Origin of the sequence: Nocardiopsis exhalans, assembly GCF_024134545.1 — a bacterium.
In the GTDB taxonomy this organism is placed as follows: domain Bacteria; phylum Actinomycetota; class Actinomycetes; order Streptosporangiales; family Streptosporangiaceae; genus Nocardiopsis; species Nocardiopsis exhalans.
The window spans coordinates 3,660,314-3,676,163 of the sequence record NZ_CP099837.1 but is presented as its reverse complement, the minus strand read 5'-3'; the positions used below and the strand labels follow the sequence as shown (position 1 = coordinate 3,676,163).

The following is a 15,850-nucleotide window of genomic DNA, read 5'->3' as shown; positions in this document are numbered from 1 at the left end:
CCCCCGGGTCCATCCCTCAGATCGTTGGTCACACGACCACCTCCACGAAGGATGATGCGCACTCGCGGCGTTTGGCGCAATGTTCGTTGCCAATATGGCAAGCTGGGCGGATGGACGACAAGTTCGACGAGACCCTCTCCGCGGTCGGCCCCCGCCTGCGTGAACTCCGGCGGCGGCGCGAGGTCACCCTGGCCGAGCTGTCCGAGGCGACCGGGATCTCGGTGAGCACCCTGTCCCGGCTGGAGTCCGGCGAGCGCCGCCCCAACCTCGAACTCCTGCTCCCCCTGGCCCGGGTGCACGGCGTCACGCTGGACGAGCTCGTGGACGCCCCGCCCACCGGGGACCCGCGCATCCACATGCGCCCGGTCACCCGGCACGGTATGACGATGGTCCCGCTCACCCGCAAGGCGGGCGGCATCCAGGCCTACAAGCTCATCCTCCCGGCCAACAGCCCCCGGCGGGAGCCCGACCCCCAGACGCACGAAGGCTACGAGTGGCTCTACGTGCTCAACGGAAACCTGCGGTGTGTGCTGGGCGAGCACGACATGGTGCTCTCCCCCGGCGAGGCGGTGGAGATGGACACCCGGCTGCCGCACTGGTTCGGGTCGGCCGACGACGGAGCGGTCGAGATGCTCAGCCTCTTCGGCCGCCAGGGCGAACGCGCCCACCTGCGGGCCCGCCCCAAACGCCGCCAGAGCCCCGCGGAGACCGCCGAGCAGGACTCCTGAGGCCTCTCTCGTACCCCGCAACCAGCTAGAGGTTGTCCTCGGGCAGGTCGCCCCAGTCGTCTCCGCCGTCCTCGCCCGGGTTGGGCACGGTGGGCACCGGGCTGGCAGGGTCCCCCTCGCCGTCCTCGGGTGAGGGGCTGGGCTCGGTCTCCTCCGCCGGTTCGGACTGTTCGAAGTCGGGCGGCCCCGAGGTCGGCATCTCCGGGGAGGGGAACTGCATCATCCACAGGTACAGGGAGAACACCAGCAGCAACAGGAGCAGGAGCAGCACGCCCAGCCCTGCGATCAGCCACCAGTTGGCCTCACCGGTGGCCACAGCGCTGTCCCGGCGGCCCGTCCAGGGCGACCAGCGCACCGCCGAGCCGCCCCGCTCCCCCGCCCAGTGCGGCATCACCACCGGCCCCTGCCGGACCACGGGCCCGCCCCGGCCGGCCTCCTCCAGGAAGTGCCCTGCCCCGGCGCCGCCCTCCTCGTAGGGCACCGCCACCCACAGCGCCGAGCGTCCGCTGGTGCGTGCGGAGGCCACCCCCGCGCCGTCGCGGACCGCGTGCGCGAACCGCTGCCGGGTGGGTTCGTCGATGGCCGCGGCGTCGTTGAGCATCGCCACGCTCATCCGCTCCCCGGCGGCGTCGCGCCCCAGGTAGACCACGCCCAGGCGGGACTCGTGCAGCCTGCCCAGCAGCCGGTAGCCGCCGAGCTGGCGCGGGTCGACGTCGTTGAGGCCTCTTGTCGGCGCGGTCATGTCACTTCCCCTCCCCCGTCGGTACCGGTCCCATGCGTCCCCTGACCTGTGCTGTCCTGTGTGTCCGTGCCGTTCTCCTCGTCCGTGCCGTTTTGTGCGCTGTTCCCGGTCTCACGTCGCCTACCGGACCGAGAGCGCCCAAACAGGGAGTGTCGCCACAGGTGATCCACAACCTACTCCTTACCGGCGTCCACGCACAGGACACCGCGAAGCACCCTCCTCTCCCCTCCTCAGGTCCCCGGGCGGGGACCGCTGAGTCTGTCTCCCCGCTCCCGCAGAGGCGCCCTGCCCTCGGCCGCAGGCTCAGGGCCTCCTCCCCCGCCGACCGCGTTGGAGGCCCAGTTCGGACACGGCCAGCAGGACGAGCCACACGAGTATGACGGGCACGGCGAACCACAGCACCACCGCACCATAGAGGTCGAGCGCGCTGTACCCTCCGGCTTCCAGGACCAGGTAGCCGATATAGGCGCAGTAGAAGAGCAGGAGCACCGCACCCTCCCACCGGGCCACGGCGAACCTGGTGAGGGCGATGGGCAGCAGGATCAGCGTCACCGCGAACATGATCGGTATGTCGAACCGAAGGGCGCTGGCCGCCACCTCGATCCCCTCGGGGGCGACCACGGCGCTCAGCCCGAGCACGGCTCCGATGTTGAACACGTTGCTGCCGACCACGTTGCCCAACGCCAGGTCGCGCTGGCCTTTGACCACCGCCACGACGCAGGTCACGAGTTCCGGTAGCGACGTGCCCACCGCCACAACGGTCAACCCGATGACCAGGTCGCTCACCCCCAGCTGAGCCGCGATCCGGCTGGCGGCGTCCACCAGCAGCCTGGCGCCCGCCACCAGCAGGGCGGCCCCCAGGACCACGAGTCCGAGGTCGGCCAGGACCCGGAGCGCGCGTGCGCCCCGAGCGCGCTCGGGGCGCTGAGCGAGGCCATCGGCCCCGGGGGCCGGGGCGGAGCCGGCGTAGGCCCGGCGCCGGGAGACCACCACCGTGACGGTTACGTAGACCAACAGCGCGGCGAACAGCACGACGCCGTCGAACCTGCTGACGGTTCCGTCCAGGGCCAGCAGGAGCATCCCCGCGGACAGCACGATCATCACCGGGATGTCGGTGCGTACCACCTGGGAGTTCACCGCCAGGGGCGCGGCCAGCGCCGCCGCCCCCAGTACGAGCAGGATGTTGGCGATGTTGCTGCCCACGACGTTGCCCACGGCCAACCCCGGGTAGCCGTCGAACACCGCGCCGACACCGACGGCCAGCTCCGGCGCGGAAGTGGTGAACGACACCACGGTCAGCCCCACCACCAACGGCGACATCCCCAGGGTCCGGGCCAGCGAGCTCGCTCCCCGCACGAGCGACTCTCCTCCGGCTATCAGGAGCACGAAGCCCAGGATCAGCGCGAAGACCGTCACCGCACTCAACTCAGCCCTCCACAGGACGCACGGCACACCGAGCCCAACCTACCCCTGGCTGGGTCCCTGCTCCTCGTCCCCCGCCCCGGCCGCGGCCAACACTTGCCTCTCGGCCGGGACAGCGGGGCTCCACAGCTCCCATTGCCCGTCACGACGGCGCCGCTGCCAGGGGCGTTCGGGCCCCTCGCGCAGAACCAGGGAGACCCATCCTCCGTCGAAGTAGTTCTTGAGCAGGTCGTTTCGCGCGATGAGCACGTCCACCCGTTCGATCGGCGCCTCGACCGCGTAGAGCGCCCGCATCGGCTCGTGGTACAGACGGTCGCCGGCCCCGACCGACTGCCAGGGGAGCCCGAGTCTCAGGTCCCCGCTGTGGCCCTCCAGCACACCGACCTCGCCCACCACGTTGTGCAGCGTCTTGTCACCCGCCCCCAGGACCCGCGGGTCCACGCTGGAGAAGTAGTACTGGGCGTTGATCCCCTGCACCACCAGGCCGGGAGCGGTCAGGATCGTCTCCAGCACGGTCCCGTCGGGGTCCACACGCCAGTCGTAGGAGTGCAGGAACGTCCGGGTCTGCAGGTCGAGCCCGCGCACCATCTCGCCCGGGCCGATGATGAAGGCGGCGTGACGGGCCAGTCCCCATTCGGGACGTACCTGCGCCCAGTCGGCCGCACGCCCGTACGCGGACCCGGCTGCGCCGGGAAGGTGTTCGGCGCGCTCGCGGGCCAGCCCCGATCCGGCGGTGGCCAGATCCGCCCGTAGCCGGTCGATGTCCGCGCGGTGCGTCCCGGGAATCGTGTGCGCGTCGAGGAAGCGCACCCGGTCGGTGGCCGTGTCGTGCTCGGCCGCGACGAAGACGGTGTCGTCGGGGATGGTGGTCCCGCGTTCGGCCAGCGCCGCACGGACCTGCGGCCGGTTGAGGATCGCACAGGCCGCACGGGCGTTGGGGCCGCCGCGCTGGCCACCGCAGGCGCCGCAGTCCAGCGCCGCCTCGTAGGCGTTGTTCTCGGTGTGGCTGCCGTGGCCGGCCAGGAGAACGATCCGTGCGAAGTTCTCCACCAGCCCGAAGGTGCGGAGCGCGGTTTGGGCCCACAGGACCTGTTCCTCGACGTCGGAGCCGAGCCGCCGCGCCTGGCGGACGCGGTCGGCGTGGCCCTCCTGGGTGAGGGCGAGCTGTTCCCGCAGACGGGGTTCGCCTCCGGCGAGCGCCCGCAGACGGTACTCCTCGCATTCCTGTTCGGAGAGTCCGGGGCGGGCGAGCAGGGCGCGGATCCCCTGGTGTTCGGCGGCCCGGGCCAGGGCCTCGGCCTCCTCCCAGTCCGGGGCGTTCACGGTGAGGTCGGTGGTTCGTCGGGTGGCCCGTTCGGCGAGGCGGCCGCGTAGCCGCGTGTAGAGGGCGGGGGCCGCGGTCCTGACGGCGGACAGCGGACCGGCTACCCACCCGGCGGCCTCCGCCAGCGCGAAGGGGGACGCCAGGTCGTCCTTGGCGCCGTGGAAGGCGCGCGCGAGCGCGTCGGAGTGGCGTTCGGCCGCGATACCGCGTGCCGCCTCCGTCTCGGCGCCCTCTGCCGGAAGCTCCGTGATCCGGGTGTTCGGGGTGAGCGGTGCCGGGCACAGACGTGCCTCGTGGGGGCTGGACAGGCCCCGGTAACGGATGGCCAGCTGGTAGAAACCAGCGAAGCCGAAGGTCTGGTAGGGGCCGAGGTCTTCCAGGTGGCGGCGTAGTCCCTCCGAGCGCGCGTCGATGCAGAACACGGCCTGCGCCGGGGGGCGTCCGGTCCGCTCGGGCGGAGCCGGGCGGTCCAGGGCGGTCAGCAGTCGGTCGCGGTAGTGCCACTCGTAGGCGTCCAGCCAGACCCATTCGCGCTCGGTGGCGGGCAGGCGTTCGAGCACGTCCCTGAGCCGGTTCAGAGCCGGCCCTCCAGGCGTCGAGGCACCCAGGGCGCGTGCGACGCCACAGGCGCGCGCGAAACCGGACTCCACCCCCGAGAGCGGACGCTCGTCCACGAGCCGTACCTCGATGAGGGCCCGCAGCGAACCGCTTCCGTAGGGAAGCTGGCTGGTGGCCGCCTCGACGAGCGCGGCCTCGTAGGTCAGACGCATCGCCAACAGGTCGACCAGGTCGGCGGGGTGCGGTGCCTGGTCAGGGTGTTCACCGCGCCATTTGACCTGGCTCGCCCAGCCCGGGGTGCGTGCGAGCTGGGCCCGCAGTTCACCTCGGTGCTCGCCTTCGGGCACGTTCAACGCGGCCAGCGCCCCGAGCACCGCGTCCTCGGGACGCTCGGGCAGGTCGGTGAAGCGCTCCTGGGACAGGCGCAACCGCCGCAGGGCGGGGTCGGAGGCGACCAGCGCGCGCCAGGACCCGTAGAGGCCGTGTTCGCGCCCCGGCATCGACCAGTGTGCCTGTGCGGTGTCGAAGAACGCCGCGCACCACTTGCTGACCTGACCGTCCACGGCCTCGGCGACCCGTGTTCCGAGGAGCGTGTCGCACCACTGGCCGGCACCGCGTGGCCGTGGTGCCCCTTTCGCCGGCTCCTCACCGTGCAGGAGGTCGGTACGCAGTACCTGCAGTGCCGTGCGGGGGCGCTCGCCGAGCAGGACCGGGTCGAGTCCGGCCAACTCGGGCAAACGCCGCAGCAGGGCCGCGTCCAGGTCCGCGTCGTTGATCCGGCCCTGGACGTGCAGGGCGCGAAAGCGTTCCAGGGGCAGGTGGCCGCGCAGCCCGAGCAGGTCGCCCGCCATCCGCACCGCCTCTTCGAAGGGAAGGTGCTCGACTCCGCCGAGCGGGTTCACGGCCACGAAGGTCTTCAGCGGCCAGGCCGCGGAGAGGACCCTCTCCGCCGAGGCCACCTGCGCCCGCAACCGGTTGTGGCTCTGCGATCTGAGAGCGGTCATCTTCAGACTCCAGACGGGATTCGAAGGGAGGGCTGTCTCGGGGTCGTGCTGCGCCATCCGTCATCGGTGACGACCGTGCCCGCGTCGAGCGCCCGTGTGTACAGCACCGAGCGCGTGCTCTGCGAAGACCTGAACCAGACCAGGGAGAGCGCCGCCATGACGGCTGCGGGGACCAGTACCAGCCAGGGGCTTGCGGAGTGGGCGGCCTCACCGAGCACCGGCCCGAGGAAGTCCTTGGCCACGGCCACCAGGGCCGCGTAGGCCACGCACACGCTCGCTGCCGCACCCATGCCCACGGCTGCGCGCCCCGGTGTCGCTCCGAGCCAGACCCACAGGGCGCGCGCCGCGCTGAACCAGGCGAAGGCGAGCAGCACGATCGCGCCCGGCTGTTCGAGGGCCCCCCGCGCGAAGGTGGCCAGGGCCAGTGAGATCGCCGCGGCGGGCACGAGCGCGGCCGCTGCCAGCCGCAGGGGTGGCGGCCAGCCGGTTCCGGCCGGAGCGGGGAGCGGGACGGCCCGGTGACGCTTGCGGTTGTGGATGGCGGAGTCGACGCTCAGGAACAGTGTCGCCTTGTACATTCCGTGCGCGACCAGGTGGAAGACCACGGCGGCGAAGGCGCCCAGCGCGCAGGCCATCACCATGAACCCCATCTGGCCGATCGTGGAGTAGGCGAGCGCGCCCTTGGCGTCGGGGCGAGCCAGCATCAGCGCCGTCCCGTAGAGGGCCGTCAGCGCTCCTACCGTGAACGCCAGGTGGGTGGCCAGGCCGGACGCGCCGAAGACCGGGCCCATACGGACCAGCAGGAAGCCCCCCGCGTTGACCAGCCCGGCGTGCATGAACGCGGAGACCGGGGTGGGGGCTGCCAGGGTCGCAGGCAGCCAGCGGTGCAGGGGCACCAGCGCGCAGCGGCCCATCGCCGCCACCAGTAGCAGGCAGGCCACCAGGGGGGCCGCGGGTACGCCCACGCCGAAGAGGTGGAGCTGTTGTCCCGCCAGTTCCTGGGCCCCGGCCTCCACACCGCGCAGGTCGAGGCCGCCGATCGTCGTCCAGAGCACGGCCGCGGCCGCTATCAGCGCGAGGTCGCCGACGGCATGGGCCGCTGCGGTCCGGCGCAGGCCCGTTCTGGCAGCAGGCAGGTCCGAGCGTTGGGCGAGCATCACCAGAAGGCCCAGACCGCTGGCGACCCAGGCGGCGACGAGCACCCCGAACGTGGCGGAGCTCACCAGGACCGCGACGGCCGTGGTGGTGGCTCCCATGGCCGCGATCAGGCGTGCTTGACGCGGGTCGCCCGAGAGGTAGCGGTTGGCGTACGACTGCACCACGGCGCTCACGCCGAGCACCAGGGCCAGCATCACCACCGACAGGCGGTCGGCGAACAGCCCGGGGGCGGTGACCGGGCTCTGGGAGAGCGCGGAGAACGCTGTGGGGACGACCGCGCAGAGCGCGGCTGCCGCGGCTGCCGCGCCGAGCGCGCCGGCGCGGTCACCGAGACGTTCGGGAGCCAGCACGCATACCAGCGCGGCCAGTCCCGGCAGTGCCACCGCCATGACCAGCAGGGCGCTCATCGGGTCCGCCCCGGGGTGCGCAGCGGTCGGGCCGCGAAGCGGGTCGGGGGTTCCTGGGGCTCAGCGGTGCCGTGCGCGGGCCCGTGCACGCCCTCTATCGCCGCGTCGGCTTCTCTCCATGACATACGCAAATCTATACACGAATTATAAGACGTGAGTCAAAGAGCGCGACTGAACCGTCGCATGAAGTAGGGTGGGCCCGTGGCCGACTGGACTTTTCTCACCAACCACGCCCATGTACTGCTGTGCCTGGCGCGCGATCCGTACATGCGCCTGCGCGACGTGGCCGAGGCGGTGGGCATCACCGAACGCGCCGCCCAGCGGATCGTCGCCGACCTGGCCGAGGCCGGCTACCTGGAACGCACCCGTGAGGGCCGCCGCAACCACTACCGTCTGCACCCCGAGCTGCCCCTGCGTCACCCGCTCGAACGCGACCACGCGGTCGGCGACATCCTGAGGGTCCTGGACAACGGCTCCCCGCCCACGCAGGGCGTAGCTTGAGCGACACCCACCCCTACCGGGGCACCCCCGTCGCACTCGCCACCAAGCACGCCAAGGAAGAAGTACTGGCCCCCGCGCTGGCCCGCACCCCCGGCCTGCGCGTCAGCGTCCCCGAACTGGACACCGACCGGCTCGGCACCTTCACCGGCGAGATCGAGCGTCCCGCGCCGGCGCGGGAGACCGCCCTCCTCAAGGCCCGGCTCGGGATCGAGGCCAGCGGGCTTCCCCGCGGGCTGGCCAGTGAGGGCAGTTTCGGTCCCCACCCGCAGGTTCCCTTCATCCCCGTGGGACTGGAGATCCTCGCCTTCGTCGACCACGACCTCGGCATCGAGGTCGTCGAGCAACGGCTGAGCGAGCACACGAACTTCGCCCACACCACCGCCTCGGCGCTCGACCAGCAGACCGAGCGCTTCCTGACCTCGGCCCGCTTCGGGGAACACGCCCTCATCGTTCGTCCCAACGCCGGCGACACCAACGACGGCCTCCAGAAGGGGATCGTCTCCCGCGAGGAGCTCGCGAAGGCGATCCGCCGCTGTGCCCACACCTCAGAAGACGGCCTCGCCTTCGTGGAGACCGACATGCGGGCCCACCACAACCCGACGCGTATGCGGCAGATCGCCCTGCTCGCCCGACGTCTGGCCGACAGGCTCAGCGCTCTGTGCCCCGCCTGCGCAGCACCCGGCTACGGCACCGTCGACACACGCCCCGGACTGCCTTGCTCCGCCTGCCGCACCCCTACCGCCCGTATCGCGGTCGAGGTCCAGGGCTGCGCCCGCTGCGAGCACCGGCGACACCGCCCGGTCGCGGGCGCCCGTGCGGCCGACCCCGGGGAATGCCCCTACTGCAACCCCTGACGGATCGGCCGGCCCCGGCCGCTGCCCGGCCCACCCCGCTCCCGTGCCCAGCCCAGGTTCCGGCCTCGCGTTGTCTACCGGCCCGAGAGCGCCTAAACAGGTAGTGTCGCCACAGGTGATCCACAACCTACTCCTCACCGGCGTCCACGCACGGGACGCCGAGTCCGGGAAGGACGGGACATGGCAGAAACCTCACCCGGGAACGGCTCCGCTTCCGCACCGGGGCCGGAGAGCACTCCGGGCGAGCCGACCCGGCTGCTGCGGGCGGCCCTGCACGAGGTGTCCACGGTCATCGTCGGCCAGGAGCGCATGGTGGAGCGTTCCCTGATCGCTCTGGTCGCACAGGGGCACTGCCTCATCGAGGGGGTACCCGGCATCGCCAAGACCCTGGCGGTGTCCACCCTGGCCAAGGTCACCGGAGGTTCGTTCTCCCGGGTGCAGTTCACCCCCGACCTGGTGCCCTCCGACATCGTCGGCACCCGTATCTACCACCCCTCCACCGAGCGCTTCGACGTGGAACTGGGCCCGGTCTTCGCGAACTTCGTGCTCGCCGACGAGATCAACCGGGCCCCGGCCAAGGTGCAGTCGGCCCTGCTGGAGGTCATGGCCGAACGGCAGGTGTCCATCGGCGGGACCACCTACCCGCTGCCCTCCCCCTTCATCGTGATCGCCACCCAGAACCCGGTGGAGTCCGAGGGCGTCTACCCGCTGCCCGAGGCCCAGCGCGACCGGTTCCTGATGAAGGTCACCGTGGGCCACCCCCAGGCGCACGAGGAGATGGAGATCCTGCGCCGGATGAGCTCGAAGCCGCCGACCGCGCACCAGGTCCTGGACCCGGTCACCCTGGGAGAGTTGCAGGCCGACGCCGAACGCGTGCACATCCACCAGCTGATCGCCGACTACGTGGTGCGCCTGGTCATGGCCACGCGTGAGCCGGAGAACTACCAGATGCCCGACCTGCGCCAGGCGCTGGAGGTGGGGGCGAGCCCGCGCGCCACCCTGGGACTGGTCGCGGCCGCCCGCGCGCTGGCGCTGCTGCGCGGGCGCGACTACGTGCTCCCCGACGACGTTCGGGTACTGGCCCACGACGTGATCGCGCACCGCCTGGTGCTGACCTTCGACGCCCTGGCCGACGGCGTCACTCCGGCCCAGGTGGTCGACCGCATCCTGTCCACCGTTCCCGCGCCCCGGGTCATCTGGGACGAACCGCCCACCGGTGAGACCGCCTCCTTCGCCTCGCAGAGATAGGAAAGGGTGACGAGGTGATCGTGTGAACACACCCGCCATCGGTACCGATCCGCGGCTGCGTGCGGCGTTGCGGCGGTTGGACCTGCGTATCGTGCATCGCCTGGACGGGTTGTTGCACGGCGAGCACCTGGGGCTGCGCTTGGGGCCGGGTTCGGAGGCGGCCGAGGCCCGGCTGTACCAGCCCGGTGAGGACGACGTGCGGCACATGGACTGGGCGGTGACCGCCCGGACCGACACCCCGCACGTGCGCGACGTGGTGGCCGACCGCGAGTTGGAGAGCTGGACGCTGCTGGACCTGTCGCCGAGCATGGACTTCGGGACGGGTCTGCGTTCCAAGCGTGACGTGGCGGTGGGCGCCCTGGTGGCGACCAACCTGCTCACCCAGCGGGTGGGTGACCGCTTCGGCGCGCACTTCCTGCACGAGGGGCGGGTGCGGCGCTGGCCCGCACGGTCGGGCAAGGAGGCGCTGCTGTCGTTGTTGGCCACGGTGGCGGCCGCTCCGCGGGGGGACCAGCGCTCCGCGGACGCGGAGCGGGCGACTCTGGCCGAGGCGGTCGGCGATCTGGTGCGGACCCGGCGCAGGCGGGGGCTGCGGGTGGTGATCTCCGATTTCCTGGACACCCCGGCGTTCGGCGGCGAGGTGAGCTGGGAGCGTCCGCTGCGCCAGTTGGGCTCGCGCCACCAGGTGCTGGTGGTAGAGGTGGTGGACCCGCGTGAGCTGGACGTGCCGAATGTGGGTGACGTGGCTCTGCGTGATCCGACCACGGGACGGGTACGTGATGTGCGTCTGACCCGTACGGTGCGCGAGCGCTACCGCAGGGCGGCCGAGGCACAGCGGGCGGCGGTGCGGGGGGCACTGCGCCGGTGCGGGGTACACCACCTGGTGTTGCGCACGGATCGGGACTGGGTCCTGGATACGGCGCGGTTCGTGATCCACCAGCGCCGGACCGCCCACCACATGGCCAGGCACACCCCGGGGGTGCCGCGGTGAGTGTTTCGGGGGGTTCGGTGGACTCGGGCGGTATGAGGGTGACGAGGGCGCGGGAGGGTCCCGCGCCGGGACGGGCACGGGGGACGTGAGGCAGCCATGACCTTCCTTGAGCCGCAGCGGCTGTGGTGGCTGCTGGCCCTGCTCCTGCTGCTGGGCGCGTACGTGTACGTGCAGCGCCAGCGGCGCGAGTACACGGTGCGTTTCACCAACCTGGAGCTGTTGAACCAGGTGGTGCCGCACCGGCCCGACATCCGGCGGCACGTTCCGGCGACGCTGTTCGCACTGGCTCTGGGGGTGCTGATCGCCGCGATGGCGGTTCCCGCGATGCCGGTGGAGGCCCCGCGGGAGCGGGCGACGATCATGGTGGCGGTGGACGTGTCGCTGTCGATGGCGGCCAACGACATCGAGCCGGACCGGTTGCACGCGGCCAAGGAGTCGGCTCAGGGGTTCGTGGAGACGTTGCCGGACCGGTTCAACGTGGGCCTGGTGTCGTTCTCCTCGACCGCGACGGTGGTGGCACCGCCCACGCAGGACCACACCTCGGTGATCGGGTTGATCGAGAACCTGCGGCTGGGCCCGGGGACGGCGATCGGTGAGGGGGTGTTCGCCTCGCTGGAGGCGATCCGCAGCTTCGACGAGGAGGCGCGGGAGGATCCGCCGCCCTCGGCGATCGTGTTGCTCTCCGACGGGGAGAACACCAGCGGGCGCGACATCGCGCAGGCCTCTGCGGCGGCCGCCGAGGAGGAGGTGCCGGTCTCCACGATCGCGTTCGGGAGCGGGGCGGCGATGATCGAGATCGACGGCTACCAGGTGCCCGCCGACATCGACAAGGAGGCCTTGCAGGGGTTGGCCCGGGACACCGGGGGGCACTTCTACGAGGCCGAGAGCGAGACGGAGCTGGACGAGGTCTATGAGGACATCGGTTCCTCGCTGGGTCTGGAGATGGTGCATGAGGAGATCGTCACCCGGTTCGTGATGGTCGCGATCGTCTTGGCGCTGGCGACCGCATTGACCTCACTGCTGTGGTTCCAGCGACTTCCCTGATGTGGGGAGAACCAATCCTTGACATCAGTGATGTTGGTCACATCCCTTTAGGTGGGGTTTACACCTTTTCCTGTGCGGCCACCGGTTAGCGTTGGCATGTTTTGTCATGCCCATCCACTTCGAGGAACGATGCCGAACACACCCGCACCCCCGGCCGCGATCTGCTTCGACCTGGACGACACCCTCATTGACGACGTCGCCGCCTCGTCCGCGGGTCTGCGCGCGGTCATGGAGCGGCTCGGCCACCCAGACTTCGGCGCCGCCCGCGCGCTGTGGGACGCCCAGACCGAAATCTCCTTCGGCGCCTACCTGCGCGGCGACCTGAGCCTTGAGGACCAGCGCCGTGAGCGCATCCGGGCCCTGGCCGTCCAGGCCGGGCACAACGACGTCGCCGACCAGCACTGCGACGACCTCTACCGGCTCTATCTGGACGGCCACCGCGCCGGCTGGCAGGTCTTCCCCGACACCTTCGCGGTGCTGGGCGCCCTGTCCTCTGCCGGCTACCGGCTGGCCGTGCTCACCAACGGCATCGAGGCCCTACAGCACGCCAAGCTCCAGGCCCTGGAACTGACGCCCTACTTCCACGCCGTGGTCTGCGCCGACACCGTGGGCGCGGGCAAGCCCGACCCGCGGATCTTCCACGCCACCGCCCAGCGTCTGGGCGTGGAGCCCAGCGCCTGCTGGCACGTGGGCGACCAGATCCAGGCCGACGGCGTGGGCGCGGTGTCCTCGGGCATGCGCCCGGTGCTCGTGGACCGCCAGGCCCGCCAGCCCCTCGAGGGCATCACCACCCTCACCGGCCTGGACGGCCTCCTGCGCATGCTCGGTCTGCCCAGTGCGGCCGCGACGGGCGCACTGTGAGCCCGACCGACGACTGGATGGCCCGCCGGGTCACCGCGCACCTGATCACCTCCGGCCCCCAGGGGCCGGTCCTGTCCGGCACGCGTGTGCTGTTCGGCCAGGACCCCGAGGAGGTCGCACGTGAACTGGGCGGGCTGGAGCCGCAGGCGCCGCTGGTGGCCCTGGAGGTGCTCACCGAGACCGTGAGCCTGTACCGGGGCCGGGCCCTGCACGTGGACCGGGTCGTGTTCGCCGAGCCCCACCTGGTCTCGGCCTGGCCCTCGGTGGTGCCCGTCGAGGGGTTCACCCCCGCGGCCCCCGCCCTGGCCGAGGAGGAGCCCGGTCCCGCAGACGACGCGCGGCCCCGGCTGCGCCGCTTCGCCTCCTACGGGATCGTCACCGACGCCGCCGGGCGCATCCTGCTGAGCCGCATCGCCGAGGGCTTCCCCGGCGCGGGCACCTGGCACCTGCCCGGCGGCGGCGTGGACACCGGTGAGGACGTGCGCGCGGCGCTACGGCGCGAGGTGCTCGAGGAGACCGGTCAGGCCGGTGTGGTCGGTGACCTGATCAAGGTGGCCAGCCACCGCCGGACCCAGACCAGCGGAACCGACATCTACTCGGTGTGGGTCTTCTCCCACGTGCACGTCCTCGAGCCGAGCGAACCGCACGTGCTCGAGCAGGACGGCTCGACCGCCGACTGCGGGTGGTTCACCCCCGCGGGGCTGGCGGAGCTGCGGCTGTCCACCACCGCCCGGCGCGGCATGGAGTTCCTGGTCCAGCACCGCCGACTGCGGTGATCGGGGTTCCTGGGGCCGGGGTCGCTGAGGCCGGAGTTGTCGAGGCACTGCGGAGCCCCGGTCCCGGCCGGGCCCCACCGGCCGGCGGCGACTAGACGAGCACGTGGTGGCGCAGCCACCACAGACCCGCGCCCGCCCCCAGCACAAGGACCCCGGCCACGACCGCCGGCAGCGGCAGGCTGGTCGCCAGGACCACACACCCCACCAGGCCGGTGACCGGAACGATCAGCGGCGGACGGTTCTCGTCCGGGCCCAGGCGCAGCGCCGAGGCGTTGGTGATGGCGTAGTAGACCAGCACCCCGAAGGCGGAGAAGGCGATCGCGCCGGTCAGGTCGGCGACCAGGATCAGACCGATCACGATGGCCGCCACCACCGCCTCGGCCCGGAAGGGCACCCCGTAGCGTTCGCTCATGGCGGCCAGCGGACGCGGCAGGTGGCCGTCGGCGGCCATCGCCGCGGTGACGTGCGAGACCCCCATCAGCAGCGGCACCAGGGCGCCCAGACTGGCCAGCGCGGCCCCGGCGATCACGAACGGTACCAGCAGGGGGAACCCGGCCACCTGGACCGCGTCGACCAAGGGCGCGTGGCTGGTGGTGAGGCGCTCCCGCCCCAGCACGATGAGCAGGCCGGTACCGATCACCAGGTACAGGGCCAGGACCGTGCCCAGCGAGAGCGTGATCGCCCTGGGGATGGTGACCCGCGGATCGCGCACCTGCCCGCCCAGGGTGGCGATGCGCGCGTACCCGGCGAAGGCGAAGAAGATCATCCCCGCGGCGCCCAGCACGCCGAAGGAGCCCGGCCAGGGCCCCAGCCCGTCCACCTGGGCCACCGCGGCCAGGCGTCCGCTCATCAGCATCGTGACGAACACCGCGACCAGGACCGCCAGCACCAGCAGGAGCAGCACCTTGATGACCAGGGTGGATCTGCGCACCCCCCGGTAGTTCACCGCGGCCAGCACCACCACCGCGGCCACCGCCACCGGTTTCGCGTACTCCGGGACCGTGTAGGCCGCGAAGGTCAGGGCCATCGCCGCGCAGGAGGCGATCTTGCCCACCACGAAGGACCAGCCCGCCAGGTACCCCCACAGGTCGCCCAGGCGCTCACGCCCGTAGACGTAGGTACCGCCGTTCTCGGGGTGCCGGGCGGCCAGCCGGGCCGAAGAGACCGCGTTGCAGTAGGCGACCGCCCCGGCGATGAGGATGGCGACGGGCAGCCACGCCCCGGCGCCCAGTGCCGCCGGGGCGAAGACCGAGAACACCCCGGCGCCGAGCATCGCCGCGGCGCCGATGGCGGCCGCGTCGACGGTTCCCAGCGTCCGGGCGGATCTGGCCTGCGGTCCGGAAGAGGTGGCCAACGAGGTCTCCTTGGGTGAGTGTCTGCCGACGCCTGGCCGGCGAACGCGCTTCTCCCCGTTCCCGCGGTCCTGGTCGCTCCGGAAGGGAGGCACGAGCGGCGGGGGACGGGGAGGCCCGTAGGAACGGGACAAAGGTCGTGTCCAACTTCCGAGTGTGCCCGATACCGGTGACCGCCGGGTGCGAACCGTTCCACATCAGTATCCAGGAGTGACCTCTGACGCCGCCTCCCGGCACCGCGCGCCCCGCACGGTGCCGGGTTCGGGCATGGAGCGGCCCCCGGTGGTGGACCGGGGGCCGCTCCCAGTACGGTCGCGCCCGGATGGGCGCGGACAACGCTGTGGGGTCAGGTCGGACGCCAGGGCGAACCGGTGTTGTCGTTGATGTCCTCGGCCGCGACCTGGCGCAGCTGACGTGAGAGGTCCGACAGTGCCCTGGAGACGGCGAGCTCCTCGCCGATCTCGGGGACGTCCATGTCCGACGGGTGCTTGCGGGCCATCCCGTGGCCGCGCAGAGCCGTGCCGTCGTCGGCGATCAGCCCCACCTCGGCCCAGGTGCGCGCGGCGTCACCCTCGCTCTCCTCGGCGACGACCACGTCCACGTTCCAGCGCTTCATCGTCTGCATGGCATCCGCTCCCTCTCCGTCCGCGCCCGGACCGGGCGGGTGTTCGATGTGCGCGTCGGGTCCCGGGTAGACCAGGACCTCGTGGCCCTGCTCACTGTCTTGCCAGTGCACCTGGTACGGCGGTGCCCCCTGCGCGCCCCGGACCTCGGTGACCACCCCCGTGCGGCGGTGGGTGTCGGCGTTCGGGCTCTCGACGACCAGCCGGTCTCCTACCTCTGCTCGCATGGGTTCCCCCACAAACCTCGCTTGTCTCCA

Annotated in this window: 15 protein-coding genes; 8 read left to right on the top strand and 7 right to left on the bottom strand. The window is 71.8% G+C overall.

Annotation, left to right across the window (positions count from 1 at the left end; genetic code table 11):
• Window positions 1–110: 110 nt before the first annotated feature.
• Entirely contained in the window at window positions 111–728 is a 618-nt protein-coding gene (locus NE857_RS16150; RefSeq protein ID WP_254421744.1) for a helix-turn-helix domain-containing protein, read from the top strand.
• Between the two features lie 25 nt (window positions 729–753).
• On the opposite strand, the gene NE857_RS16145 is transcribed toward NE857_RS16150, so the two are convergent.
• From NE857_RS16145 to NE857_RS34235, 5 genes are all read right to left on the bottom strand, one after another.
• The gene (locus tag NE857_RS16145) at window positions 754–1,470 is read right to left on the bottom strand and encodes a hypothetical protein (protein ID WP_254421743.1); all 717 of its coding nucleotides are present in this window, start codon (window positions 1,468–1,470) and stop codon (window positions 754–756) included.
• A gap of 303 nt (window positions 1,471–1,773) precedes the next feature.
• Window positions 1,774–2,886 (bottom strand): calcium/sodium antiporter, encoded by a 1,113-nt coding sequence (locus tag NE857_RS16140; RefSeq protein ID WP_254422001.1) that lies wholly within the window; start codon window positions 2,884–2,886, stop codon window positions 1,774–1,776.
• Window positions 2,887–2,934: 48 nt separating this feature from the next.
• Window positions 2,935–5,778 (bottom strand): DUF2309 domain-containing protein, encoded by a 2,844-nt coding sequence (locus tag NE857_RS16135; RefSeq protein ID WP_184363874.1) that lies wholly within the window; start codon window positions 5,776–5,778, stop codon window positions 2,935–2,937.
• A gap of 2 nt (window positions 5,779–5,780) precedes the next feature.
• On the bottom strand, window positions 5,781–7,343 hold the full coding sequence (locus NE857_RS16130; protein WP_254421742.1) for a proton-conducting transporter transmembrane domain-containing protein: 1,563 nt from the start codon (window positions 7,341–7,343) through the stop codon (window positions 5,781–5,783).
• Window positions 7,340–7,468 carry a hypothetical protein gene (locus tag NE857_RS34235; protein WP_281386380.1) on the bottom strand — a complete coding sequence of 43 codons (129 nt, stop codon included), beginning with the start codon at window positions 7,466–7,468 and terminating at the stop codon, window positions 7,340–7,342. Before NE857_RS34235 ends, NE857_RS16130 begins: the two co-directional genes overlap by 4 nt.
• A 76-nt stretch (window positions 7,469–7,544) precedes the next feature.
• On the opposite strand from NE857_RS34235, the gene NE857_RS16125 reads away from it, so the two are divergent.
• The 7 genes from NE857_RS16125 to NE857_RS16095 all read left to right on the top strand — a co-directional run bounded on the left by NE857_RS16125 (window position 7,545) and on the right by NE857_RS16095 (window position 13,618).
• A complete protein-coding gene (locus NE857_RS16125; RefSeq protein WP_254421741.1) occupies window positions 7,545–7,844 on the top strand; it encodes a helix-turn-helix transcriptional regulator in 300 nt (99 codons plus the stop codon).
• Window positions 7,841–8,698: a DUF6671 family protein gene (locus NE857_RS16120; RefSeq protein ID WP_254421740.1), complete on the top strand. Its 858-nt coding sequence runs from the start codon at window positions 7,841–7,843 to the stop codon at window positions 8,696–8,698. Before NE857_RS16125 ends, NE857_RS16120 begins: the two co-directional genes overlap by 4 nt.
• 180 nt (window positions 8,699–8,878) lie before the next feature.
• Window positions 8,879–9,946, top strand: coding sequence for an AAA family ATPase (locus NE857_RS16115; RefSeq protein WP_254421739.1), 1,068 nt, complete (start codon window positions 8,879–8,881; stop codon window positions 9,944–9,946).
• A 22-nt stretch (window positions 9,947–9,968) separates the two neighbouring features.
• Window positions 9,969–10,937: a DUF58 domain-containing protein gene (locus NE857_RS16110; RefSeq protein ID WP_184363889.1), complete on the top strand. Its 969-nt coding sequence runs from the start codon at window positions 9,969–9,971 to the stop codon at window positions 10,935–10,937.
• 96 nt (window positions 10,938–11,033) lie between these two features.
• Window positions 11,034–11,981 carry a VWA domain-containing protein gene (locus NE857_RS16105; protein ID WP_254421738.1) on the top strand — a complete coding sequence of 316 codons (948 nt, stop codon included), beginning with the start codon at window positions 11,034–11,036 and terminating at the stop codon, window positions 11,979–11,981.
• Between the two features lie 129 nt (window positions 11,982–12,110).
• Window positions 12,111–12,842: an HAD family hydrolase gene (locus NE857_RS16100; RefSeq protein WP_254421737.1), complete on the top strand. Its 732-nt coding sequence runs from the start codon at window positions 12,111–12,113 to the stop codon at window positions 12,840–12,842.
• Between the two features lie 17 nt (window positions 12,843–12,859).
• The gene (locus NE857_RS16095) at window positions 12,860–13,618 is read left to right on the top strand and encodes an NUDIX hydrolase (RefSeq protein ID WP_425572165.1); all 759 of its coding nucleotides are present in this window, start codon (window positions 12,860–12,862) and stop codon (window positions 13,616–13,618) included.
• A gap of 91 nt (window positions 13,619–13,709) precedes the next feature.
• Here NE857_RS16095 and NE857_RS16090 read toward each other — a convergent pair whose 3' ends face one another.
• Window positions 13,710–14,972, bottom strand: coding sequence for an APC family permease (locus NE857_RS16090; protein WP_254421735.1), 1,263 nt, complete (start codon window positions 14,970–14,972; stop codon window positions 13,710–13,712).
• A gap of 344 nt (window positions 14,973–15,316) precedes the next feature.
• Window positions 15,317–15,820: a dsRBD fold-containing protein gene (locus tag NE857_RS16085; protein ID WP_184363901.1), complete on the bottom strand. Its 504-nt coding sequence runs from the start codon at window positions 15,818–15,820 to the stop codon at window positions 15,317–15,319.
• Window positions 15,821–15,850 lie beyond the last annotated feature (30 nt).